Origin of the sequence: Rhodobacter sp. NSM (assembly GCF_052244495.1) — a bacterium.
Classification (GTDB): Bacteria; Pseudomonadota; Alphaproteobacteria; order Rhodobacterales; family Rhodobacteraceae; genus Cereibacter_A.
Genome location: NZ_JBQPXH010000001.1, coordinates 546176 through 569053, shown reverse-complemented (window position 1 = coordinate 569053; position 22878 = coordinate 546176). Strand labels below are relative to the sequence as shown.

Annotated in this window: 22 protein-coding genes and 1 tRNA gene; 9 read left to right on the top strand and 14 right to left on the bottom strand. The window is 69.1% G+C overall.

Annotated elements, in window-relative coordinates:
• Positions 1-135 precede the first annotated feature (135 nt).
• Positions 136-741 (top strand): OmpW/AlkL family protein, encoded by a 606-nt coding sequence (locus tag ACTVZP_RS02670; protein ID WP_443210536.1) that lies wholly within the window; start codon positions 136-138, stop codon positions 739-741.
• Between the two features lie 90 nt (positions 742-831).
• Here ACTVZP_RS02670 and ACTVZP_RS02665 read toward each other — a convergent pair whose 3' ends face one another.
• Positions 832-1989, bottom strand: coding sequence for an isovaleryl-CoA dehydrogenase (locus tag ACTVZP_RS02665; RefSeq protein ID WP_443210535.1), 1158 nt, complete (start codon positions 1987-1989; stop codon positions 832-834).
• Between the two features lie 131 nt (positions 1990-2120).
• On the opposite strand from ACTVZP_RS02665, the gene ACTVZP_RS02660 reads away from it, so the two are divergent.
• A complete protein-coding gene (locus ACTVZP_RS02660) occupies positions 2121-2573 on the top strand; it encodes a CreA family protein (RefSeq protein WP_443210534.1) in 453 nt (150 codons plus the stop codon).
• Between the two features lie 140 nt (positions 2574-2713).
• Here the strand turns inward: ACTVZP_RS02660 and ACTVZP_RS02655 are convergent, their stop codons facing one another.
• Positions 2714-3403, bottom strand: a complete 690-nt coding sequence (locus ACTVZP_RS02655) for a phosphoglycolate phosphatase (protein WP_443210533.1) — start codon at positions 3401-3403, stop codon at positions 2714-2716.
• A gap of 100 nt (positions 3404-3503) precedes the next feature.
• On the opposite strand from ACTVZP_RS02655, the gene glmU reads away from it, so the two are divergent.
• Positions 3504-4868, top strand: coding sequence for a bifunctional UDP-N-acetylglucosamine diphosphorylase/glucosamine-1-phosphate N-acetyltransferase GlmU (gene glmU, locus ACTVZP_RS02650; RefSeq protein WP_443210532.1), 1365 nt, complete (start codon positions 3504-3506; stop codon positions 4866-4868).
• Positions 4868-6679: a glutamine--fructose-6-phosphate transaminase (isomerizing) gene (gene glmS, locus ACTVZP_RS02645; protein WP_443210531.1), complete on the top strand. Its 1812-nt coding sequence runs from the start codon at positions 4868-4870 to the stop codon at positions 6677-6679. Before glmU ends, glmS begins: the two co-directional genes overlap by 1 nt.
• A 280-nt stretch (positions 6680-6959) precedes the next feature.
• On the opposite strand, the gene ACTVZP_RS02640 is transcribed toward glmS, so the two are convergent.
• A tRNA-Thr gene (locus ACTVZP_RS02640) sits at positions 6960-7034 on the bottom strand.
• 125 nt (positions 7035-7159) lie between these two features.
• A complete protein-coding gene (locus ACTVZP_RS02635) occupies positions 7160-8833 on the bottom strand; it encodes an ABC transporter permease (RefSeq protein WP_443210530.1) in 1674 nt (557 codons plus the stop codon).
• A gap of 76 nt (positions 8834-8909) precedes the next feature.
• On the opposite strand from ACTVZP_RS02635, the gene ACTVZP_RS02630 reads away from it, so the two are divergent.
• Positions 8910-9779 carry a hypothetical protein gene (locus ACTVZP_RS02630; RefSeq protein ID WP_443210529.1) on the top strand — a complete coding sequence of 290 codons (870 nt, stop codon included), beginning with the start codon at positions 8910-8912 and terminating at the stop codon, positions 9777-9779.
• A gap of 99 nt (positions 9780-9878) precedes the next feature.
• Here the strand turns inward: ACTVZP_RS02630 and ACTVZP_RS02625 are convergent, their stop codons facing one another.
• A complete protein-coding gene (locus ACTVZP_RS02625; RefSeq protein WP_443210528.1) occupies positions 9879-10133 on the bottom strand; it encodes a DUF2312 domain-containing protein in 255 nt (84 codons plus the stop codon).
• A 152-nt stretch (positions 10134-10285) separates the two neighbouring features.
• On the opposite strand from ACTVZP_RS02625, the gene ACTVZP_RS02620 reads away from it, so the two are divergent.
• The gene (locus tag ACTVZP_RS02620) at positions 10286-10501 is read left to right on the top strand and encodes a hypothetical protein (protein ID WP_443210527.1); all 216 of its coding nucleotides are present in this window, start codon (positions 10286-10288) and stop codon (positions 10499-10501) included.
• 159 nt (positions 10502-10660) lie between these two features.
• Here the strand turns inward: ACTVZP_RS02620 and ACTVZP_RS02615 are convergent, their stop codons facing one another.
• Both ACTVZP_RS02615 and ACTVZP_RS02610 read right to left on the bottom strand, forming a co-directional pair.
• Complete coding sequence (locus tag ACTVZP_RS02615; protein WP_443210526.1) at positions 10661-10846, bottom strand: hypothetical protein; 186 nt, start codon at positions 10844-10846, stop codon at positions 10661-10663.
• Between the two features lie 17 nt (positions 10847-10863).
• Positions 10864-11181 (bottom strand): TraR/DksA family transcriptional regulator, encoded by a 318-nt coding sequence (locus tag ACTVZP_RS02610; protein ID WP_443210525.1) that lies wholly within the window; start codon positions 11179-11181, stop codon positions 10864-10866.
• A gap of 250 nt (positions 11182-11431) precedes the next feature.
• On the opposite strand from ACTVZP_RS02610, the gene ACTVZP_RS02605 reads away from it, so the two are divergent.
• The gene (locus ACTVZP_RS02605; RefSeq protein ID WP_443210524.1) at positions 11432-11863 is read left to right on the top strand and encodes a TIGR01244 family sulfur transferase; all 432 of its coding nucleotides are present in this window, start codon (positions 11432-11434) and stop codon (positions 11861-11863) included.
• Between the two features lie 197 nt (positions 11864-12060).
• Here the strand turns inward: ACTVZP_RS02605 and ACTVZP_RS02600 are convergent, their stop codons facing one another.
• The 7 genes from ACTVZP_RS02600 to ACTVZP_RS02570 all read right to left on the bottom strand — a co-directional run bounded on the left by ACTVZP_RS02600 (position 12061) and on the right by ACTVZP_RS02570 (position 19878).
• The gene (locus ACTVZP_RS02600) at positions 12061-12999 is read right to left on the bottom strand and encodes a FliM/FliN family flagellar motor switch protein (protein ID WP_443210523.1); all 939 of its coding nucleotides are present in this window, start codon (positions 12997-12999) and stop codon (positions 12061-12063) included.
• Positions 13000-13155: 156 nt separating this feature from the next.
• The gene (locus ACTVZP_RS02595) at positions 13156-15840 is read right to left on the bottom strand and encodes a sodium:solute symporter family transporter (RefSeq protein ID WP_443210522.1); all 2685 of its coding nucleotides are present in this window, start codon (positions 15838-15840) and stop codon (positions 13156-13158) included.
• Positions 15840-16130, bottom strand: a complete 291-nt coding sequence (locus tag ACTVZP_RS02590; protein WP_443210521.1) for a hypothetical protein — start codon at positions 16128-16130, stop codon at positions 15840-15842. The genes ACTVZP_RS02595 and ACTVZP_RS02590 overlap by 1 nt, the downstream gene beginning before the upstream one ends.
• On the bottom strand, positions 16127-16495 hold the full coding sequence (locus ACTVZP_RS02585; protein WP_443210520.1) for a response regulator transcription factor: 369 nt from the start codon (positions 16493-16495) through the stop codon (positions 16127-16129). The genes ACTVZP_RS02590 and ACTVZP_RS02585 overlap by 4 nt, the downstream gene beginning before the upstream one ends.
• Before the next feature lie 299 nt (positions 16496-16794).
• A complete protein-coding gene (locus ACTVZP_RS02580) occupies positions 16795-18081 on the bottom strand; it encodes a helix-turn-helix domain-containing protein (RefSeq protein ID WP_443210519.1) in 1287 nt (428 codons plus the stop codon).
• Positions 18082-18273: 192 nt separating this feature from the next.
• The gene (locus ACTVZP_RS02575) at positions 18274-19119 is read right to left on the bottom strand and encodes a fumarylacetoacetate hydrolase family protein (RefSeq protein ID WP_443210518.1); all 846 of its coding nucleotides are present in this window, start codon (positions 19117-19119) and stop codon (positions 18274-18276) included.
• Between the two features lie 9 nt (positions 19120-19128).
• Positions 19129-19878, bottom strand: coding sequence for an SDR family oxidoreductase (locus tag ACTVZP_RS02570; protein ID WP_443210517.1), 750 nt, complete (start codon positions 19876-19878; stop codon positions 19129-19131).
• 224 nt (positions 19879-20102) lie between these two features.
• On the opposite strand from ACTVZP_RS02570, the gene ACTVZP_RS02565 reads away from it, so the two are divergent.
• Positions 20103-21044 carry a 2-hydroxyacid dehydrogenase gene (locus ACTVZP_RS02565; protein ID WP_443210516.1) on the top strand — a complete coding sequence of 314 codons (942 nt, stop codon included), beginning with the start codon at positions 20103-20105 and terminating at the stop codon, positions 21042-21044.
• A gap of 278 nt (positions 21045-21322) precedes the next feature.
• Entirely contained in the window at positions 21323-22723 is a 1401-nt protein-coding gene (locus ACTVZP_RS02560; protein WP_443210515.1) for an FAD-binding oxidoreductase, read from the top strand.
• Positions 22724-22878: the final 155 nt, after the last annotated feature.

The following is a 22878-nucleotide window of genomic DNA, read 5'->3' as shown; positions in this document are numbered from 1 at the left end:
CTGCGGCTGGCGATGAGCGACGGTGTGGCCGGGATGCTGCGGCGCACGGAACCCGGGATGGCATTGACGCAGATCAAGGCAATCTGGGCGTTCACGAGAGACCTTCACCGGCGTTGATAATCCCAGGGTATGCAGATGCACACGATGATTCCCGCGGCCTTCGCCGCAAGCCTCGCTCTCCTTGCCGCCGCCCCGGTGGCCGCCCAGTCGGCCGGAGACATGACCTTCGGCCTCGGCCTCGGCAGTGTGATGCCGAAGTCCGACAACGGCACTCTCGCGGGACTCGACGCGGAGGTGGGCAACGACGTGCAGCCGACGATCACCTTCGAGTACTTCATCCGCGACAACCTCGGGATCGAGGTTCTGGCGGCCACGCCCTTCAAGCATGACGTGTCGCTGAGCGGCCTCGGGGACGTCGCGACGGTCAAGCACCTGCCGCCGACCCTGACCCTGCAGTACCACTTCCCGACCGGCGGCGCCTTCGCGCCCTTCGTCGGCGCGGGCGTCACCTACGTGACCTTCTTCGAGGAAGAGACGGACCTCGGCGATCTGGAACTCGACGATAGCTGGGGCCTCTCGGTCCATGCCGGCTTCGACTACTGGCTGAACGACCGCAACGCGATCCGGGCCGACGTGCGCTGGATGGACATCGACAGCGACGCCAAGCTGAACGGTGCCGACATCGGCACGGCCGAGATCGACCCGGTCGTGGTGGGCGTTTCCTACATCTGGAAATTCTGACCCTCCGACCGGCCCGGGTCTGCCGGGCCGGTCCGTCCCGCGGGCGGCAGCCATCCTGCCCGCGGGATGAACCGCATCACGCGCCACCGCTCAGACCGCCATCAGTTCGCGGCCGATAAGCATCCGGCGAATCTCGGACGTGCCCGCGCCGATCTCCATCAGCTTCGCATCCCGGAAGAGACGGCTGACCACCGAGTCGTTCAGGAAGCCCGCGCCCCCGAGCGCCTGCACCGCCTGGTGGGCCTGAACCATCCCCTGTTCCGAGGCATAGAGCACGCAGCCCGCCGCATCCGCCCGCGTGACGCGGCCCGCATCGCAGGCCTTCGCCACTTCGTAGACATAGGCGCGCGAGGTGTTGAGCGCGACATACATGTCGGCGATCTTGCCCTGCATCAGCTGGAAGTTCCCGATCGGCTTGCCGAACTGCTGGCGCGACTGGCAATAGGGCACCACCTCGTCGAGGCAGGCGGCCATGATCCCCGTCCCGATCCCCGAGAGCACCACACGCTCGTAGTCGAGGCCTGACATGAGCACGCGGACACCGCGGCCCTCCTGCCCGAGGACGTTCTCGAACGGCACCTCGCAATCGTCGAAGATCAGTTCCGCGGTGTTCGAGCCGCGCATGCCGACCTTGTCGAAATGCGGGCTGGTGGAGAATCCCTTCATGGACTTCTCGATCAGGAAGGCGGTGATGCCCTTCGCCCCCGCCTCGGGGTCGGTCTTGGCATAGACCACCAGCACATCGGCATCCGGCCCGTTGGTGATCCAGTATTTCGTGCCATTGAGGACATAGTAGCCGTTCCGCTTCTCGGCCTTCAGCTTCATGCCGACCACGTCAGACCCCGCCCCCGCCTCGGACATGGCGAGCGCGCCCACATGCTCGCCCGAGACCAGCTTCGGCAGGTAGCGCGCCTTCTGCTCGGCGCTGCCGTTCAGGCGGATCTGGTTCACGCAGAGATTGGAATGCGCCCCGTAGCTGAGCGAGACCGAGGCAGAGGCGCGCGCCACCTCCTCCACCGCAATGGTGTGCGCAAGATAGCCCATGTCCGAACCGCCGAACTCCTCGGGCACGGTGATGCCCAGAAGCCCGAGCTCGCCCATCTCGCGCCAGAGCTCGGCCGGGAAGACGTTCTCGCGGTCGATCCGGGCCGCCATCGGCTTCACCCGCTCCTGCGCCCAGGCATGGACGGTCTCGCGGAGGGCGGCGATCTCCTCGCCAAGGTCGAAGGTCATCGGAGCGTGAAACATGCGGCGAGCCCTTTATTGAACGTGTGTTCATTTCTTGCCCATCCAGGCTGAGTCGGTCAAGTGCGGCGTGCAGCGGCCTCGCGCAGCGGGCGGAACTGCGCCATGCTCGGGCCGAAGGACAGGAGGTGCGCATGAAACGTTTCTGGTTGGCGCTGGCGCTGCTGGCGGTCTCGCCCGCGAGCGCCGAAGTCGTGGGCGAGGTCGGGGTGGACTGGGTCGGCAACGACATCCTGATCGAGGCGGTCTCGGACCCCGAGGTGCAGGGCGTCACCTGCCACATCGCCTATTTCGACCGGTCGGTGATCGACCGGCTGCGTCAGGGCAACTGGTTCGAGGATCCGTCGAACGCCTCGATCGCCTGCCGGCAGACCGGGCCGGTCACGCTGGGCGACATCGATCGGTCGGAGGATGGCGAGGAAATCTTCAAGGCGAGCCGGTCGCTGGTGCTGAAGTCGCTCCGGATCACCCGCATCTACGACGAGGCGAACGATACGCTGATCTACCTCGTCCATGCGCGCGAACTGACCGAAGGCTCGGCCAAGATGTCGATCTCGACCGTGCCGCTCTGGCGCGCGCGGGAGTAGCGGCGCCACCTGAGCCCCCTGCCGCGGCCCGCATCCGCGCCTGCCGCACCGGCATGTGCGGACCATGACGGCCGCCTGAAGGATCGGGCGACTGCCTCGCGCGGCGGCGCAGCGCGCTCTCGTCGCGCGGATCGCGGGTCTCAGCCGAGCAGGCGGGCGGCGAGGTCCGGCAGATCATCGAAATGATCGAGCAGCGCCTCGGGGCCGAAGGCCGCCACGTCGCGCCCGCTCGGCCCGAAGGTCACGAGCGCGACCGGCACCCCGGCCGCGCGCGCCGTCTCGCGATCCGTGTGGGTATCGCCCACGAGCATGGAGTGCCCGAGGCTGCCGCCCGCCCGCTCGACCGAGGCCACATAGGGCGCGGGATCGGGTTTGCGGACCGGCAGCGTATCCGCCCCGATCATCGCGTCGAAGAGATGGCGGACCTCCATCAGTCCGAGCAGCGTCTCGGCCAGCGCCTCGGGCTTGTTGGTGCAGACCGCCGTGGCGAACCCCTCCGCCCGCAGCCGCTCGACCGCTTCCCGCGCGCCGGGATACAGCGTCGTGTGGACGTTGATGGCACAGCGGTAGTTCTCGAGCAGGATCGGATACTGCAGGTCGATGTCGGCCTCGGCGCTTTGCCCGTCCAGCCGCTCGAACCCGAGCCGCAGCATCGCCCGCCCGCCGTGGAACGCCGTCAGCGCATCCTTCAGCGGGTCGAGCGGTTCGCCGCGACCCAGGGCCCGGAAGCAGGCATTGGCCGAGGCGATCAAGTCGGCGCTCGTGTCGGCAAGCGTTCCGTCGAGGTCGAAGACCACCGTGCGCCGCGTGCCATCGGATCCATTGCGCATGTCGCCTCCTGAAACAGCCGGTAAGAGAGTGTGAAGGCCACGGTCTTGCGGCCTCGCCCAACCCCGTTAAAACGGGCGCAGTGCAAAGGAAAGGGTGCCCATGAGCCGTCCGACCGTTTCGTTGATCGTTCTGGCTGCCGGACAGGGCACGCGGATGAACTCGGACCTGCCGAAGGTCCTGCACCCTCTCGGCGCGGCGCCCATGCTGCATCACGCCCTGCGTGCCGGCCAGTCGCTGGAACCCGAGCGCGTCGTGGTGGTGGCGGGACATGGCGCCGAACAGGTTGCCCGTGCCGCGCGCGCCTTCGACGAGACGGTCGAGGTCGTGGTCCAGGCCGAGCAGCTCGGCACCGCCCATGCCGTGGCCCAGGCGGCGCCGCTTCTGGCCGATGCGCCCGGCGAGGTTGTCGTGCTCTATGGCGACACGCCCTTCATCCGGCCCGAGACGCTGGAGCGGATGCTCGAGATGCGGGCGCGCCATGCTGTGGTCGTGCTGGGCTTCGAGGCCGCCGAGCCCGGCCGCTACGGACGGCTCGTGACGCAGGGAGAGGATCTGGAGCGCATCGTCGAATGGAAGGACGCGACGGATGAGGAGCGGGCGATAACCCTTTGCAATTCAGGCGTGATCTGCGCCGAGGCTCAGATGCTCTTCTCGCTGGTGTCCGAGGTCGGCAATGCCAATGCCTCGGGCGAATACTATCTCACCGACGTCGTGGGCCTCGCCCGCGCCAAGGGCCTGTCAGCAGGCGTGGCGCTCTGCGACGAGGCCGAGACGCTCGGAGTGAACACCCGCGCGCAACTGGCTGATGCCGAGGCAGAATTCCAGAAGCAGGCCCGCGCCGCGGCACTTGCCGACGGGGTGACGCTGACCGCGCCCGACACGGTCTTCTTCGCGCTTGACACCTTCCTCGGCCGCGATGCGATCGTGGGGCCGAACGTGGTCTTCGGTCCCGGCGTCACCGTGGAGTCCGGCGCCGAGATCCGCGCCTTCTGCCATCTCGAGGGCTGCCACGTCTCGCGCGGGGCGACCGTCGGGCCCTTCGCGCGCCTCCGCCCCGGTGCGGAACTGGCCGAGGATGTCCATGTCGGCAACTTCGTCGAGATCAAGAACGCGGTGCTCGACGAGGGCGTGAAGGTCGGCCACCTGACCTATCTCGGCGATGCCCGCGTGGGCGAGCACACCAACATCGGCGCGGGTACGGTGACCTGCAACTACGACGGCGTCAACAAGCACCGGACCGAGATCGGCGCCCATGCCTTCATCGGCTCGGACACGATGCTGGTCGCCCCGGTGCGGGTCGGCGCAAGGGCGATGACCGCCTCGGGCTCCGTCATCACCGAGGATGTGCCCGCCGAGGCGCTGGCCGTGGGCCGCGCGCGGCAGGTCACGAAACCCGGCCTCGCCACGCGACTGATGGAGATGTTCCGCGCCGAGAAGGCCGCGAAGAAGAAGGAAGCCAGCTGATGTGCGGGATCGTCGGAGTCCTCGGCAACCATGAAGTGGCGCCGCTTCTCGTCGAGGCGCTGAAGCGCCTCGAATACCGCGGCTACGACTCGGCCGGGATCGCCACGGTGAACGGGGGCCGGCTCGACCGGCGCCGGGCGGTGGGCAAGCTCGCCAACCTTTCCGACCTGCTGGTGCATGAGCCGCTGGCGGGCAAGATCGGCATCGGTCACACGCGGTGGGCCACGCATGGCGCGGCGACGGTGACGAACGCCCATCCCCATCGCGCGGGACCGGTGGCGGTGGTTCACAACGGCATCATCGAGAATTTCCGCGAACTGCGCGCGGAACTCGCGGCGGCGGGCTTCAGCCCCGAGACCCAGACCGACACCGAGACGGTGGCGCTCCTCACCCAGATGCACATGGGCCGCGGCCTCTCCCCGCGGGAAGCCGCCGCCGAGACGCTCTCGCGGCTGACGGGGGCCTTCGCGCTGTGCTTCCTCTTCGACGGAGAGGAGGATCTGCTGATTGCCGCGCGCCGTGGCTCGCCTCTGGCCATCGGGCATGGCGACGGCGAGATGTTCGTGGGCTCGGACGCAATCGCCCTCGCGCCCATGACCGATGCGATCACCTATCTCGAGGAAGGCGACTGGGCCGTCGTGACCCGCGACGGCGCCGAGATCTTCGACGGCCACGGCCGTCGGGTGAACCGCACCACGACGCGGATCCAGATCGACGCCACGCGGATCGAGAAGGCTGGCTACAAGCATTTCATGGCCAAGGAAATTGCCGAGCAGCCGGTGGTTCTGGCCGATGCGCTGCGCCACTACGTCCAGAACGGGCACATCAACCTTCCGGGCGTCGAATTCGCCGGCGTGGACCGGGTGACGCTGGTGGCCTGCGGCACGGCCTCCTATGCCTGCCACGTGGCGAAATACTGGTTCGAGCAGATCGCGGGCCTGCCCGCGGACGTCGATATCGCCTCGGAGTTCCGCTACCGCGAGCCGGTGCTTTCGCCCACGTCCTGGGCCTTTTTCGTCAGCCAGTCAGGCGAGACGGCCGACACGCTGGCGGCCCTGCGCCATGCCGGCGACGAGGTGGCCCGGACGGTCGCCGTGGTCAACGTGCCCACCTCGTCGATCGCGCGCGAGGCGAACCTGGCATTGCCGATCCTCGCCGGGGTCGAGGTCGGGGTCGCCTCCACCAAGGCCTTCACCTGCCAGCTCACCGTGCTCGCGCTACTGGCGTTGAAGGCGGCGCGCGACCGCGGCCGGATCGACGACGCGGAACTCGGCCGCAGGCTCGACGCACTGGCGACGCTGCCCGGGCTGATGAACCATGCGCTCGGCCTCGCCGACGACATCCGCAGCCTCGCCGGAGAGCTGGCCGAGGCGCAGGACATCCTCTTCCTCGGCCGCGGCCCCATGTTCCCACTGGCACTGGAAGGGGCGTTGAAGCTGAAGGAAATCAGCTACATACACGCGGAAGGTTATGCATCGGGCGAACTCAAGCACGGGCCCATCGCTCTGATCGACAATCGGGTGCCGGTGATCGTGATGGCACCTCGCGACGGCCTGTTCGACAAGACCGTGTCGAACATGCAGGAAGTCATGGCGCGGCACGGCAAGGTGTTGCTGATCTCTGACGCCGAAGGCATCGCGGAGGCCGGAGCCGGCTGCTGGCAGACGCTCACCATGCCTCAGGTGGCGGATTTCCTCGCGCCGATCCTCTATGCGGTGCCTGCGCAGCTCCTGGCCTATCACACCGCCATCGCCAAGGGCACGGACGTGGACCAGCCGCGCAACCTCGCGAAATCCGTCACGGTCGAGTAAGGCGCGGCACAGGGGTGCCCGATCTCTCCCGACGCGCGACGCAGGACAGACGGGTCCCGCGCACGGTTCAGGGGTGCTCTGGCAGGGGGAAGTGCACCTCCGACTGCAAGTCGAACCGGCACGGGCCGCGTCCCCCTGGCAAGGAACCGGATCGTCCAGTCTGTCCATCGTTCTGTGCACACGGATGAGCATCAAAGCGGCGCCGCCTGTCAGCGCCGCAGCCGCTGCCCGGACGAGCGGGAAGAACGCGGCATCCGATCGGAAGAGATCAATGGAGAGATGGTGCCGGCGGAGGGGATCGAACCCCCGACCTTCGGTTTACAAAACCGCTGCACTACCGCTGTGCTACACCGGCCAAGGCGGACACCTTCCGCCCGGATCGCCGCAACCCGCTGCGATCCTGCGCCGACTCTCCCGCGGATTTCGTGGTCGAGACAGCGCCCGCCCCCGATAGCGCGACAGAACAGGCGGCGCAAGCCCTCAGCGCGTCCGGTTCGCGCGGGCCAGCAGCGCCACCGCCGCAAGGCCGACCAGCATCACGAGCAGAGCAGCAGGGGCAGCCTCTCCCAGCCGCTCCAGGCTCGCCTGCTCATGCGCGCGCGTGGCGAGCGTGTCGTAGTTGAAGGGCCGCAGGAGCAGCGTCGCAGGAAGCTCCTTCACGCAATCCACGAAGACCACCAGAAGCGCCGTTGCCACCGATCCGCGCATCAGCGGCAGGTAGATCGAGGCCAGGACCGCGCCCGAGCCGCGCCCGAGCGAGCGAGCGGCCATCGGCAGGCTGGGCGAGATCCGGCCGAAGGCCGCGTCCACCGCCCCCTGCGCCACTCCGAAGAAGCGGACCACGTAGGCCAGCACCAGAGCCGCGGCGGTGCCGGTAAGGAGAAGCCCCGGATCCGTGCCCGTCAGCGCCTCGACCAGATCCGCCATGCGGTGGTCGAGCGCGGCAAGCGGGATCAGCAGACCCAGCGCCAGCACCGCACCGGGTGCAGCATATCCCAGAAGCGTCAGCGGCAGGACAAGCCGCGGCAGCCCGCGCCTCGCGAGGCGAACACCATAGACGAGGAACACCGCCCCGCTCACGGTCAGAACGGCCGCGGTTCCTCCGACGGCCAGCGTATTGCCAAGCGCGCGCGTCAGGCCCGGAGACGTCCAGGCGTCCGGCTTCCGCAGGGCATGGTTCAGCATCACCGCCACGGGAAGCAGGAAACCGGTGCAGACCGGCAAGAGGCAGAAGGCGGTGGCGAGCCATCCCGCAAGGCCGGTCAGGCGAACAGGCTGGATCGGGCGCGAGCCGCGGGACATGCGATGGAATCGCGCGTGGCGCCTGCCGGTCCGCTCCAGCGCGATCAGCAGGAAGATGAGCACGAGAACGACGCCCGCGATCTGCGCGGCGCCTCCGGCATTGCCGGCCGTCAGCCACACCGAGAAGATGCCGGTCGTCAGCGTCTGCACGCCGAAGTGCTCCACGGTGCCGAAATCTGCGACCGTCTCCATCATGGCCAGCGCCACGCCCGCGGCGATGGCCGGCCGCGCGAGCGGCAGGCCCACCCGGAAGAACAGCCCCCAGGGTCCCTTCCCCAGCGCGCGCGCCACTTCGTAGGAAGCCCCGGACTGCTCGCGGAAGGCTGCGCGTGCGAGAAGGTAGACATAGGGATAGAGCGCGGAGGACAGCACAAGCACCGCCGCCCAACGCGAGCGCACCTCGGGAAACCAGTAGTCCCGGGCGGATTGCCAGCCCATCAGCCCGCGCAGCCCCGTCTGCAGCGCGCCCGAATAGTCGAAGAAATCCGCAAGCGCATAGGCGCCGATGTAGGCCGGGATCGCCAGCGGGAACAGCAGCGCGTGGTCGAGCAGCCGCGACCCCGGAAAGCGGTGCATGGCGATGAGCCAGGCCGCACCCGTTCCCACCATGGCCGTGAGAACGGCGACCCCCGACATCAGCACGAGCGTGTTGGCGAGGTAGCGCGGCAGCACCGAGGACAGCAGATGCGGCCAGATGTTCTCGACCGGATGGAACGCGATCCAGACGACCGAGACGATCGGCATCAGGACGAGAACGGCAATGACCAGTGCGCCAAGGGACCAGCCGTCCGGCCGTGGCAGCCGCAGCCCTTCCCGCGCGGCGGGCAGATCGGTCCGGTGAGGCTCAAGCATCCCTGCCCCATACCGGTTTCCGGTTTTCCTGTCCAGAAAAGCCCGTATATTCCGCCCGATTGAAAGCGAGCCCTGCATGCATATTGTCTATCACCTCGGTGCCCATTGCACGGACGAGGAACGGCTTCTCCGCTGCCTTCAGCGCAACCGCGACCTGCTCGAGGCGGAGGGCATCGTCGTTCCCGACCCGGCACGTTACCGGACGCTTCTGCGCGACACGGCGGTCACGCTGAAGGGCGCGCCGCTGGTGGACGGCGCGCAGCAGGCGGTGCTGGACCAGGTCTTCGCCGGCGCACGGGCCGAGCGCGCGATCCTGACCTGGGACAGCTTCCTCTCCTATCCGCAATGGGTCCTGCGCGGCGTCTTCTACCCCGCTGCGGGCGAGAGGATGCGGGCGCTGGCCGACATCTTCGCAGGCCACACGACCGAGGCGCATCTTGCCATCCGCAATCCGGCGACCTTCCTGCCCGCGCTCTTCCAGAAGCAGCGCGGGCGCAGCCATGCGGACTTCCTCGAGGGCACCCATCTCGGAACCCTCCGCTGGTCCGACACGATCCGCGCGATCCGCCTCGCCGCGCCCGATGTGCCCCTTACCGTCTGGTGCGACGAGGACACGCCACTGATCTGGCCCGAGGTGCTGGGCTCCCTCACCGGGACTGATCCCGCCGCGCTCGAAGGCACCGACGATCTCCTTGCGGCGATCATGTCTGCGGAAGGGCTGACGCGGCTGCGGACCGCCCTGGCGGAGGCACCGACGGACGGCCCGATCCAGCGGCGACGGCTGATCTCGTCGCATCTCGAAGCCTATGCCCTGCCCGACCGGATCGAGATGGAGTTCGAGATGCCCGGATGGTCGCCGGACGTGGTCGAGATGCTGACGCGCGCCTATGACGAGGACGTGGCGCGGATCCAGACGCTGCAGGGCGTGTCGTTCCTCGCCGCCTGACGAGGCGCTCGCCGTCCGGAACGCCCTCCGGGCAGCGAGGTCCGGAACCGGGGGCCACAGGGCAAGCCTTGCGGGAAGGTCCCTGCCAGCCCCCGTTCGTCAGGCCATGCCGAGGGCGTTCTTGTAGAGTTCGAGGATCGTCTCCTCTTCGGCGATGTCGTCGGGCTTGCGCTTGCGCAGGGCCACCACCTTCTTCATCACCTTGGTATCGTAGCCGCGGCCCTTGGCCTCCGCCATCAGCTCCTTCTGCTGCTCGGTGACGTCCTTCTTCTCGGCCTCGAGCTGCTCGTAGCGCTCGATGAACTGGCGCAGTTCGTCGGCGGTGACGTTGTAGGGGTCCAGCGTGTCGCTCATGTCTCTGCCTCTCGGTCTCGTTGGCGCCCCTCCTATCTCGGGCGGGGGGGCCGGATCAAGCGGGACGCGATCCTTCGTGGCCCGGTCGCCCTTGCCAGCGCCCACAGGCTCCGCTAGGCCCCGCGGCGTGCAGGGAGCAGCGGGAGAGTGCCATGGAATGGATGATCTGGATCGGAGCCGCGATCTCGCTCGCGGGCGTCGGCGGGTTGGCGTGGTGCATCTGGCTTGCGATGTCGGCGCGCCGCGCGCAGTTGCCGGATGCCGAGATGCGCGCGCGACTGCAGCGCGTCGTGGCACTGAACCTCGCGGCCCTGGGGATCTCGGCGATCGGCCTCATGTGCGTGGTGGCGGGCATCCTGCTGGGATGACGTCCCGCCCGGCCGCTCCCGAGAAAGGCGCGGCCCGACGGACGTGGGACGGGAAGCGGCAGCCCGTCGGCTGACGCCTGCGGGGGCCCGCGACGCAGGGCTGCCTGTCGGAGTGACGAAAGCGGCCTCTGCGCCGCCCCCCCGGCAACAGCTTCAGGATCAGACCGGCATGTTGTCGAATTCGGCCTCGATCTCGGCCTCGGTCCGATCCACCGGCGGCAGGACGAGGGCGAGACCCTGCATCTCGACGAGCAGATGGGCGAGGCTCTCCATCGGGCCTTCGTCATCCGCTGCCATCGTGTTCGGCTTGTCCTGCACCGGCCTGGGCTTGGTCGCGATCGTCATCTGTCCTCCTCCGCCGGTCACCCGGCGCAATTGCGGCAGAACGGCGTGTAGGGCAAGACGTCGAGCCTCGCATCGCCGATTTCCGAACCGCATTTCACGCAGTAGCCGTATTCGTCCGCCTCGATGCGGGCGAGCGCAGCCATGATGGCGCGCATTTCCTGCTGTCCCGAGGTGCCCATGCTTTCGAGCACTTCCTCGGTCTCGCGCTCGGTCGCGAGTTCTTCCCAGTCGCGGGAGTTGTGCGAATCCAGCTCGGCTTCGATGCCTTCGAGCCGCGCCCCCAGATCGGCAAGCCGGGTCTCCAGCTGGGCCTTGCGTCTGGCGATGTCGATCATGGCACACCTCCTCTGGGTGCGGCGAGGTTAGGCGAAGGCCAGCCGTGACTCCTTGACTTGAGTCAATGATTCAAGGCGGCAGCAACACGGCAGGGCCGGTCGGCGCCCGGACGGAAGCCGCCGGACGGACGGTCCCTGCGCGTGTCATCGCACGGTCGAAGTGAGCGCCGGGCCGGCGCCTGCGACCTTTCCTCCCATCCCGCCCGACGCTATGGTTGCCGGCAGAGCCGCGCCGCAGCAAGGGATCTCCATGAGCTTTCGTCACCTCACCGACAGCTACGCCGTCTCGCCGCAGATATCGCCGGAAGAGCTCCCGGCGCTCCGGGCAGCGGGTTTCACGACGATCATCGACAACCGCCCGGATGGCGAGATCCCTCCGCCGCTGCACACGGACGCGATGCGCGACGCGGCCGAAGCCGAGGGCTTCACCTTCGTCGCGAACCCCGTGATCGGCGGGGCGATCACGCTCGAGAACGTGCACCGCCAGCGCGATGCCATCGACGCGGCGTCCGGTCCGGTTCTGGCCTACTGCGCCTCGGGCAACCGGTCCTCGGTCGTCTGGGCGCTGGCCAGCGCCGGGCGACTGCCGACCGACGAGCTGATCGCCCGGGCCGCAAGCCACGGATACCAGCTGGAAGGCTTCCGGCGCGAGATCGACCGCCTCGCCGAAACGAAGGCCTGACCGCGCGCATCCCGGCGCCCGTCGGTCGCATGCCGTCCGTCCCTCGAGCGGTCCCTGCAAGCCGGGCATTCCGGTCGCCTGCCCGTCGCTGAGCATCCGGACCTCGCTGCGCAGAAGCGCGTGATCAGGGTGCCTGCTCCTCCCCTTGCAGCAGGATCGGCCCCGGCTTGCGAGGCTCAGGGGGAGACCTGCGCGGATCAGTCATCGCTGCCGGTCATCGCGAAGGGGACGACGCCGCCACTTGCTGGCTCCATGGCGGCAGCGGCGGGCGAGAGCCGCACGGCGCGCATGCCGCGATGCTGACCGAGCCTGCCCTCGGCGATGCGATGGCCATCGAGACCCTCGAAGGAAATGCCGTCGAGCGTAGCCTTCGGCAGCTCCACCAGATCGCCAACCTGCCACTGCATCAGCATGCCGAGGGGCAGGGTCACGCGGCTCAGCACCGCGTCGAGGCGGCAATCCGCCCCCATGACCTGCTCCGCCAGGGCGTTGCCGAAATCGGTCGGGGGTGCCGCCTCTCCCTCCGGTTCGGTCGGGGGTGCCAGCGGCTCACCCCGGCCTTCGGCCGGAAAGGCGAGGAGAAGCGTTCCGGTCTTGGACCCGAGCGCGAGGTCCACCTCGGCGGTGAAGACGCGGTAGTCGCAATCCTCGAGCAGGAGACCCAGAGGCCGTGGATCGTCGAGGAAGGACGCGTAGCGGAAGCCGGCCGCCCAGATCCGATCCTCGTCCTCGTCGATCAGCAGGTCCAGTTCCGAAAGGAACCGGTCCATGAAGCCGGAGACCATTGCGGCATCGGTGCGGGTGGGCTTGCGGGTCGCGACCGGCAGCGCGGTCACGCGGCCGATCGTCTGCACCTCGATCAGCGCGGAGAGCACCGGGGGCGACAGGACCAGAAGCCCCAGCCCCTCGCCCGGTCCCTCGAGGACCGCGTGGAGCGAGAGTTCCTCCGGCAGTTCGAGAAGTTCGGCCAGAGACCGCCGGGCCGAGGCGAGCTGCGCCACGTCGAGCGCCAGCGCGAACGAGTCCCGCGCCGCCCGCGCCAGCGACAGCCTGAGCCCACGCTCCGCCCCCGTGACCTGCGGCACCACCGGCCGGGCCTTCGCCTCGATCTTGCGCCTGAGCACGCTTTCCGTCACCGCATCGTCCTGCAATCGCCTCCGGACCTTTTGGCACGACAGAGTTGAGAAAGGGTTGACGGCTGCGCGGGTCGATCTTCCGCTGCAACGCCCGGCCGGACCGTCGTCTCGGCCGCAAGCCCGTGCCGCGGCGCTTGCCCGAACCGGCCGGAGGGTTCACGCCGCCCGCTGGAGGCGCAGCGGCAGCGTCACGCGGAAGGCGGCGCCGCCCTGCCCCGGCAGATAGGTGATGGTGCCGCCGAGGTTGGCCATCACCTCGCGGCAGATGGCGAGGCCCAGACCCGCGCCGCCGGCCCGCGTCTGGTCGGACAGCCGCGCAAACTTCTCGAAGATCAGCTCCTGGCTTTCCTTCGAGATCCCGGAGCCGTTGTCGGCGAAATCCACCGTCACGCGCCCGCCCTTCTGGCGCACCGAGATCCGCAGCTCGGGATACTCGGCATCGCAGTATTTGCGGGCGTTCGAGATCAGGTTGATGAAGACCTGCGCGAGCCGGTCACCGTCGGTGAAGAGAAAGATGTTCTCGGCCGTGGGATCGCGGTGAATGGTGAAGCCGCGCTCGGGCCGGGTATGCGCCGCGGCCTGCAGCGCCCGGTCGATCATCTGCTGGAGGTTGGAGAGGCCCAGGTTCAGCTGCACCGACCCGTTCTCGAGCACCGAGAGATCCAGCAGGTCGTCGAGCAGCCGGGTGAGCCGGATGGCCTCCTCGTGGATGATCCGGGCGTGGCGTGCCGCCATCTCGGGCGGCAGGTCGCCCTCCATCAGGATCTCCGAGAAGGCGCGGATCGAGGTCATGGGCGTGCGCAATTCGTGGCTGATCTGGCTCAGGAAGGCGTCCTTCTGCACCGAGAGCCGGGTGAGCTTGTCGTTCGCCTCGCGCAGCTGCCGGGCCGTGCGGGTCAGTTCCTCCTGCTGCGCTTCGAGCCGCGCGGAATACTCCATGATCTGCGCGGTTTCGTTGGCCACCGCCATCAGATCCTCGACGGACACCGCCGCGCGACCGGCCAGCTGCGCCAGCATGGCATGGGCCGTGGCCGCGCCCACCGACCCTGCGAGCCTCCGCTCCAGCCGCTCGACGAAGACCGGGATCGGGTCGGGCAGGTAGCCCTGCTTGCCCTGCGCGCGCGCCTCGGACTGAAACAGCGCCAGCGCCGCCTCCTCGCCCAGGATGCGCTGCGCCATGACCAGAAGTTCCTCGGATTCCGCCTTGCCCTGCGCCCATCCCTGCGGGCCGCGGTCGCCGGTCTCGAAGACATTCACGAAGGCTGCACCCTGCAGCCGTTCCAGCGGCCCCGGAAAGGTCACGAGCGAGGCCGCGACGAAGACCGTCGTGTTGAGGGCGAGCGACCAGAACATCGAATGAATGAGCGGATCCATCCGCCCGACGCCGAACAGCGCCTGCGGGCGGAGCCAGCCTACGCCGAAGGGGCCTTCCGTGATGGTGTGGGCGGAGAGGACGGCACCCTCGCCGAAGGAGGGCAGGAAGAGCGTGTAGGCCCAGACCGCGAAACCGAGCAGGAGGCCATAGAGGGCGCCCGTGCGCGTGGCTCCGCGCCAGAAGATGCCGCCGAGCATCGCGGGCAGGATCTGCGCCACGCCGACGAAGGAGATGAGACCGATGGCGGCGAGAGCGCTCGATCCTCCCGAGAGGCGGTAGTAGCCATAGCCGAGAGCGAGCACCCCCGCGATCGAGATCCGCCGTGCGAGCAGGACCAGCCGCCGCACATCGCCGCTGACCGCGGGCGTCGGCCGCAGCGACAGCCAGAGCGGCATGACGATGTGGTTGGACACCATCGTTGCCAGGGCCACGGCGGCCACGATGACCATGGCGGTGGCCGAGGAGAAGCCGCCGAGGAAGGCCAGCATCGCCAGTCCTCCGCGCCCCTGATCGAGGGGGACGGTCAGGACGAAGAGATCCGGATTGGCGCCCTCGGGCATGATCTCCAGCCCCACCACCGCGATCGGCACGACGAAGAGGCTCATCAGGAACATGTAGAGCGGGAAGGCCCAGCTTGCGGTGGCGAGGTGGCGCTCGTCCCCGGTCTCTACCACCAGCACCTGGAACATGCGCGGCAGGCAGACGACCGCCGCCGCCGAGAGGAAGGTGAGGCCCGCCCACCGCGAAGGCGCAAGTTCCCAGTCCGCGATTGCGGACCGGTCGATCCGCGCGATGATGTCGGCCGGCCCGTCCGCGATCCCCCAGACGACATAGGCGCCGACCGCCACGAGCGCCACCAGCTTCACGACCCCCTCGACGGCGATGGCAGTGACGATCCCGGTGTGCTGCTCGTTGGCGTCGAGCTTGCGGGTTCCGAAGAGGATGGTGAAGAGCGCGAGGCCGGCGGCGACCCAGATTGCCGTGCTGTCGCGGTCGGGCATCTGCCAGCCCTCGTGCGCGCCGCTTGCGAAGACGCTGAAGCTGAGCGTCACCGACTGCAGTTGCAGCGCGATATAGGGGGTCGCTGCGACGACGCAGAGGAGCGTGACAAGCACGCCCAGAAGGTTCGACTTGCCGTAGCGCGACGAGATCAGGTCGGCGATCGAGGTTACCCGCTGCTGCCGCCCGATCCGCACCAGCTTGCGCAGCACCCACCACCAGCCGACGAAGACCAGCGTCGGCCCGAGGTAGATGGTCAGGAACTCGAGCCCCGAGCGTGCCGCGTAGCCCACCGCGCCGTAGAAGGTCCAGGCCGTGCAGTAGATCGAGAGCGAGAGCGTGTAGACCAGCGGCGACCGCAGCCAGGGCAGCGCCTCGCCCACCGCCCTGCGCTCGACGAGGAAAGCCACGAGGAACAGGAAGATGACGTAGCTGAGACAGGAAAGAACCAGGAGATCGAACGGCATCAGCCCGCTCCGCCCTCCGCGGATCCGCTTTCGTCCGCCCCGTCCTCGCGCGCTTCGGCCCTGAGCCCCGGCGCCATGGCGCCGGCCACGAGGATCAGCAGCGCCCAGACCACGAAGAGATAGACGCCGTCCGGCGCCGTGTCGCGCCGGTCGGTGGCCGCCGGCTCCCACAGGATCGGCAGCAGGAACAGGAACGATCCGAAGATCGGCAGCACGCGCGCCGCGTCACGCAGCCTGCGCCTGCGGTAGGACCGCCGCGCGAGAAACAGCGGCGAGCGCCGGCGGCTCATCGCGGCACGAGCGCCCGGACCGACGCCAGCATTTCCGTGTTGGAAAAGGGTTTCGACATGAAGGCATCGACCCCCGCCCGTTCCGCCGCCGCGCGGTCGCGTCCCTGCCCCTTGGCGGTCAGCATCAGGACGGGCAGGTCCTCGGTGTCGGGATCCGCACGCAGGGCCGAAAGGATGTCGAATCCGCTCATCCCCGGCAGCATGAGATCGAGGATCAGAAGATCGGGCTGGGAACTCCGCACCACCTCGATCGCATCGGCGCCTCCGGAGTGGGTCGAGACCTTCAGTCCGTCGCGCATCAGGATGAACCGGATCGCCTCGGCAATGTTCGGCTCGTCCTCGATCAGCAGCACATGCGCCGTCATGAACCATCCCCCCGGAACCTGCACCGGGGCCGTCCTCCCCTGCCCCTTCGCAACTATCTGCGGAAAAAGCTTTGCTGTCAAAGCTGGAAGCCGGCGCATGGCGGTGCCGGAAGCCTGCCAGGCGACCCTGACGGTCATGCAGCGCGGCCGGAGCCTTCCGCCGAAGCGGCAGGTCTCGCCGCAGGGGCGGCCGCGCTTCCTCCCGAAGGCGGAGACCGTCTCGGCCGAACCACGGAACCCGGGCCTTTCGGAGGTGTCTTGCGGACGCCCGCGCCGCCCGGCCGATCAAGCAAGCGAGACTACTCCCCCTCCAGCAGGATCGAGGGTTCTCGGCGGGCGGGGCATCCCGCGCGCGGGCAGATCCGGCAGGACGTGCCGACGGCGCGCGGCTCCCTCGCCGGATCGGGCAGCGCGGGCTCGATCAGCATGCCCGCCTCGCGCAACTCGGGGCCTGAGAACCCGGATGGGTGGCGCGGCTCGCAGAAGGCCCGCGTGCGGAAGCGCCGGCGGGTCCGGGCCGCGGGCTCCACCACCGCCTCGATCGGGCTGAGCGGCCGCGCAAGCGCCTCGAACAGCGGCCAGAGCGGACAGGCCGCCCCGAAGCGCGGCAAGAGGAAGCCCTCGGGTGGCTTGCGGAACACCAGCGTACCGGAGCCGTCACAGATCACGAGGCCCGCAATCGCACCCGGAAGGGTCGCCATGCGCCGGAAGGTCGCCAATACGCCGACCCCGAACTGCCGGGCCACCAGCACCGGATCCCCCTCGGTCCGCAGGGCCGCGCGGAAGGGCTCGAGCGGCATGGCGGCCGCGTCCGCCTCGGCCCGCTGGATCCAGTCGCGCGCCATCGCGCGACCGGCCTCCGAGGCGAGATGCTCGACCTCGGCCTCGAGCACCGCGCGACCGCCCGGCTCTTCCAGCTCCGCCAGATGCCAGCCGCGCCCGGCGAGCCAGCCTTCCACCTCCTCCTGCGGCGCGGCGAGGCCCTGTTCCTCGTCCTCGGATGCCGCATCGAGATAGGCCACCAGCGCCTCGGCCCCCACCGCGAGCCGCTCGCTGTCGGCATGGATGTTGGCATGGAAGCGCGCACGCCAGTCGGGATCTATGTCCTCGGTCTCCGCGAGGATCGCGGCGGTCGAGCGCACGGCACTGACCGCCGAGAGCACCTCGTGCAGCGCCTGGCTCAGGTGCGTGTCGTGGGTCAGCCGATCGTTCAGCGCGGTCACGGTCCGCTCGAGCAGGCCCACCCGCCGGTGCTGCGCGGCCAGCATCCGCGCCCAGCCGGGATAGCGGCCGACCAGATCCTCCACCCGGTCGAGTTCGGGCTGCTCGTCCCCGGCCGAGGCGGCCGCGGCTCGCAGATCCTCGATCAGCACGCCCTCCGCCCCAGTCGACAGCGTCTGCGCCTCGATCTTCAGGGCAAGCGCCAGCCGTGACAGCACCTCGCCGCCGATGCGCCGCCGGTTGTGCTCGATCAGGTTGAGATAGGAGGCCGAGATGCCCGCGGCCCGCGCCAGATCGGCCTGCCTGAGCCCGAGCTGTTGCCGCCGCTCTCTCACCCGGCTTCCCGTCAGCGCCGTCATCGGCATGATCCGCTCCTCCCGACTTTACAGGATCATCCTTCAGGATCAGGAGGAAGAACAGCGCTTTTCAGGATCGCACGGGCCGGGTGTCAAGAAGATGCATCCGCGGGAGTGCGCCGTGAACGCTGGTCGCGGGACAGGAGAGAAGGGCCGATACGTCCCGGCGACATGCGCCGCAACGACCGGCCCCGCCCGGTCTCACGCGTCGGCGACGACCTCCTGCCGTTGCTGGCCCAGCCCTTCGACGCCAAGCTCGACCACGTCGCCCGGCTTGAGGAACCGCGGCGGCTTCATGCCGAGGCCCACGCCCGGAGGCGTGCCGGTCGAGATCACGTCGCCCGGATGGAGCGTCATGAACTGCGACAGGTAGCTGACCAGATGGGCCACGCCGTAGACCATCGTCCCGGTCGTGCCGTTCTGCATCTTCTCTCCGTTGACCGACAGCCACAGCGGCAGGCTCTGCGGGTCGGCCACCTCGTCGCGCGTCACGAGCCAGGGCCCGAGCTGCCCGAAGTTGTCGCAGCTCTTGCCCTTGGTCCACTGGCCCGACCGCTCGGCCTGGAACGAGCGCTCGGAGACGTCATTGGCCACCGCATATCCCGCGACATGGTCCAGCGCCTCGGCCTCGGAGACATATTTCGCCTTCTTGCCGATGATGACGGCCAGTTCCACTTCCCAGTCGGTCTTCACCGAGCCGCGGGGAATGATGATCGGGTCGTTCGGCCCGCAGATCGCCGAATTGGCCTTCATGAAGATGATCGGCTCGGGCGGGACCTGCGCACCGGTCTCGGCGGCGTGATCCGAATAGTTCAGGCCGATGCAGACGAACTTGGTCGTGCCCGCGACGCAGGGGCCGAGGCGCGTGCCTTCCGGCACGACGGGCAGGCTCGCCCCGTCGATGTCGCGGAGCTTCGCCAGCCCCTCGTCCGACAGCACCTCGCCCGCGATGTCCGGCACCACGCCCGACAGGTCGCGGATCGAGCCGTCGGTCCAGACGAGGCCGGGTCGTTCGGCCCCGGCGGGCCCATGGCGCAGCAGTTTCATGGCGTCTCCTCAGATGTTGGACCAGCCCCCGTCGATGACATGGGCGACCCCGGTGGTATAGGCGGATTCGTCCGAGGCGAGATAGACGACGAGCGCCGCGATCTCCTCGGGGCGGCCGATGCGGCCGATGGGCTGGCGGGCCACGAAGGCCCGACGGGCGGCCTCGTAGTCGCCGGTGGCACGGAGCCTCTCCTCGAGCGAGGGGCTCTCGACGGTACCGGGGCAGATCGCGTTGCAGCGGATGCCCTGCCCGATGAAATCGGCCGCGATGGATTTCGTCAGGCCCACGACACCCGCCTTCGTGGTGCCGTAGACGAACCGGTTCGGAGCGGCGATCGCGGCCGAGACGACGGACGCCATGTTGATGATCGACCCGCCGCCTCCCTCGATCATGCCCGGCAGGAAGGCGCGGCACATCCGGTACATGCCGGTGAGGTTCAGCCCGACCGAAAACTCCCAGCTGTCCTCGTCGCAGTCGAGGATCGTCCCCGCGGCCACGAAACCCGCGCAGTTGAAGAGCACGTCGACAGGTCCGGCCGCCTCGACCGCCGCTGCGATGGAGGACGGGTCGCGGACGTCGAGGCGGCGCACCTCGAGTCCCGCCTCCGCGAGTTCGCCGAGCGCAGCCTCGTTGATGTCGGTGGCGAGCACCTCTGCCCCTTCGCGGGCCATGGCCAGTGCCGAGGCCCGACCGATCCCCTGACCTGCCGCCGTCACCAGCGCGCGCTTCCCGGCCAGCCGGCCGCCGCCCTCGCTCATCGAAGCCTCCCTCCCTGCTCCGGCCTCACAAAAGAGCATTCTCGATGCGAGAACAAGCCCGCTGCGACCCGCGCGCCGCGACGGCCCGTGCCGGACGGGGCCCTCGCCCTCGCCCGGCACCAGCCGGAAGCACGATGCGTCCCGGGCTGGTCCCCGCTTTCCCGATGTGACAGCCTTGCCCGGCACCGCCTGCAGGCGGCACGGCACGGGCGAAAGGAGACAGGATGGAACGGAAACGGGTAATCGCGGTGGGCTCCTACCCGGACTGGGACAGCGAGGCGATGTCGAGGGACTACGCTCTGGCCACGATCGCGCGTCTCGCCGATCTTGCGTCGCTCGATCCCGCCCTTCGGAACGAGGCCGTTGCCGTGGCCTACAAGAGCGGCGCGTCCTTCGGCGCCGCCGAGATGGACCTGCTTCCGAACCTGGGCCTGATCTCGAACTTCGGCGTGGGCTACGACGCGATCAACATCGAGGCCGCTCGTGATCGCGGCATCCGGGTGACCAACACACCCGACGTCCTGAACGACGACGTCGCCGACACGGCGCTTGCCATGATGCTCGCCCACTGCCGCTGCATCCCCGCGGGCGACCGCTTCGTGCGCGAGGGCCGCTGGCCGGGCGGCGACTTCCCCCTGAACCGAAAGTTTTCGGGCGGCCGCGCCGGGATCATGGGCCTCGGCCGGATCGGTCGCAGCATCGCGGACAGGCTCGTGGCCTTCGGCATGGAGATCCACTACCACGCACGCAGCGCGAAGGACGTGCCGGCGGGATGGACATTCCATGCGACGCCCGAGGGCCTCGCCGCCGAGGTCGACTGGCTCGTGGTGGCTCTGGTCGGCGGGGCCGCGACGCAGGACTACATCTCGGCCGAGGTCATCGCCTGCATGCCGCAGGACGCGGTGCTGGTGAATATCTCGCGGGGCTCGACCGTGGACGAGGCGGCTCTTCTCGATGCTCTCGAGGCCGGCCGCATCGGCGCGGCGCTCGACGTGTTCCGCAACGAGCCGGACATCGACCCGCGCTTCCTCACGCTTCCGAACGTCATCCTTCAGCCGCACCAGGGCTCCGGCACCGTCGAGACCCGCCGCGCGATGGGCGAGTTGCAGCGCGCCAATATCGCGGCTTACTTGAGGGGTGAGCCGCTCCTGACGCCCGTGACATAGAGGCCACGGAACGCAGCGCCCCCTCTCATCGTGTGACGTCTCAAGGGAAGTCCTTGCCGCGTCGTCTCGGCGCTTTTCCCTAAGTTAAAGAGCTTTTCGCCGTGGAAGGTGGCGGATCGCGGTATCGGCCACCTGCTGATGCGCAGCACGACGGCCACCCGCGGCACGTCCAGACGGCGAAGCCCGGGCACCGGGCCGGAGCAGGAGGTTGACCCGGCTCTTCCGCTGCGCTCTGGTGGCGCCGCGCGACGGCTGCGGAGCGCCTCAGGAGAACCGACATGACCCACTCCGCGACCCAGACCCTGAGCCCGGACGGCGCAGAGGCGCCGCTCCACGCGCTGCACGAGTTTCTGGGCGAGCGGCTCCTGACCTCGCAGGCCACACGCGCGCAGCATGCCGAAAACGAGGCGTGGTATCCGGCGGCGCTGCCCGATGCGGTGGCGCGTCCCCTCTCCACCTCCGAGGTCTCGCGCATCCTCGCGATCTGCCATGCCTCCGGCACGCCCGTGGTGGCGCAGGGCGCGCGCTCGTCGCTGGAAGGGCACCACCTGGCGATCCGGGGCGGGGTCGCGCTGGACCTGACCGGGATGGACCGGGTCCTGTCCGTCCACGCCGAAGACCTCGACGCGGTGGTGCAGCCCGGCGTCACGCGCGAGGCGCTGAATGCCCATCTGCGCGACACGGGCCTCTTCTTCCCCGTCGATCCCGGCGCCAATGCCACGCTGGGCGGGATGGCCGCGACCCGCGCCTCGGGCACCACGGCCGTCCGCTACGGCACGATGCGCGAGGCTGTTCTGGCGCTCGAGGTGGTGCAGGCCTGCGGCACGGTGATCCGCACCGGCAGCCGCGCCCGGAAATCGGCCACCGGCTACGACCTCACCCATCTTTTCGTGGGGTCGGAAGGCACTCTCGGCATCATCACCGAGCTCACGCTGCGTCTCTTCGGCCAGCCCGATGCGCAATCGGCCGCGATCTGCCGCTTCCCCTCGGTGGCCGAGGCCGTCGCGACCGTCGTCGCCACGATCCAGATGGGCCTGCCGGTGGCGCGGATCGAGCTCGTGGACGGGATGATGGTGCGCGGCTTCAACCTCCATGCCGGAGCGGGCCTGCCGGAGGAACCTCATCTCTTCGTCGAATTCCACGGCACCGAAAGCGGGGTCGCGGAGACCGCGACGCTCTTCGGGGAGATCGCCGCCGAGCATGGTGGACAGGCCTTCCGCTGGTCCCGCCAGCCGGAAGAGCGGCGCGCCCTCTGGTCCATGCGCCACAACGCGCATCACGCGACGCGGATGCTGCGGCCCGGGGCGCGGACCGTCTCGACCGACGTCTGCGTGCCGATCTCGGCCCTGGCCGAAGCCGTCGCCGTGGCGCAGGAGGAGGGACATGCGCGCGGCCTCGTGCAGGCCATCGTGGGCCATGTCGGCGACGGCAACTTCCACTGCGGCATCCTCGTGGACCCCGAGGATGCGGCCGAGATGAAGCGGGTGAAGGAGTTCACCGACCTGCTGTCCGACCTTGCCCTCAGGCTTGGTGGCGTCGTCTCGGGCGAGCACGGCATCGGCATGGGCAAGATCGGCAAGATGGAGGCGCAGCACGGTGCCGCTCTCGGCGCGATGCGGGCCATGAAGCAGGCGCTCGATCCGAAGGGGATCCTCAACCCGGGCAAGCTGCTGCCGTAGCAGCGGCATGCCGGTCCGGCAGGCGGCCATGGGCCAGCCGCCGCGGCGCCTCCGCCGGGTGCTCTGACGAGCGGGCCGCGCATATGCCGCTGCCGTTTTCGAGACCGCGCCGATACGGCGGCGGAAAGGCCATGGCCCTTGCGGAACGGCACCGG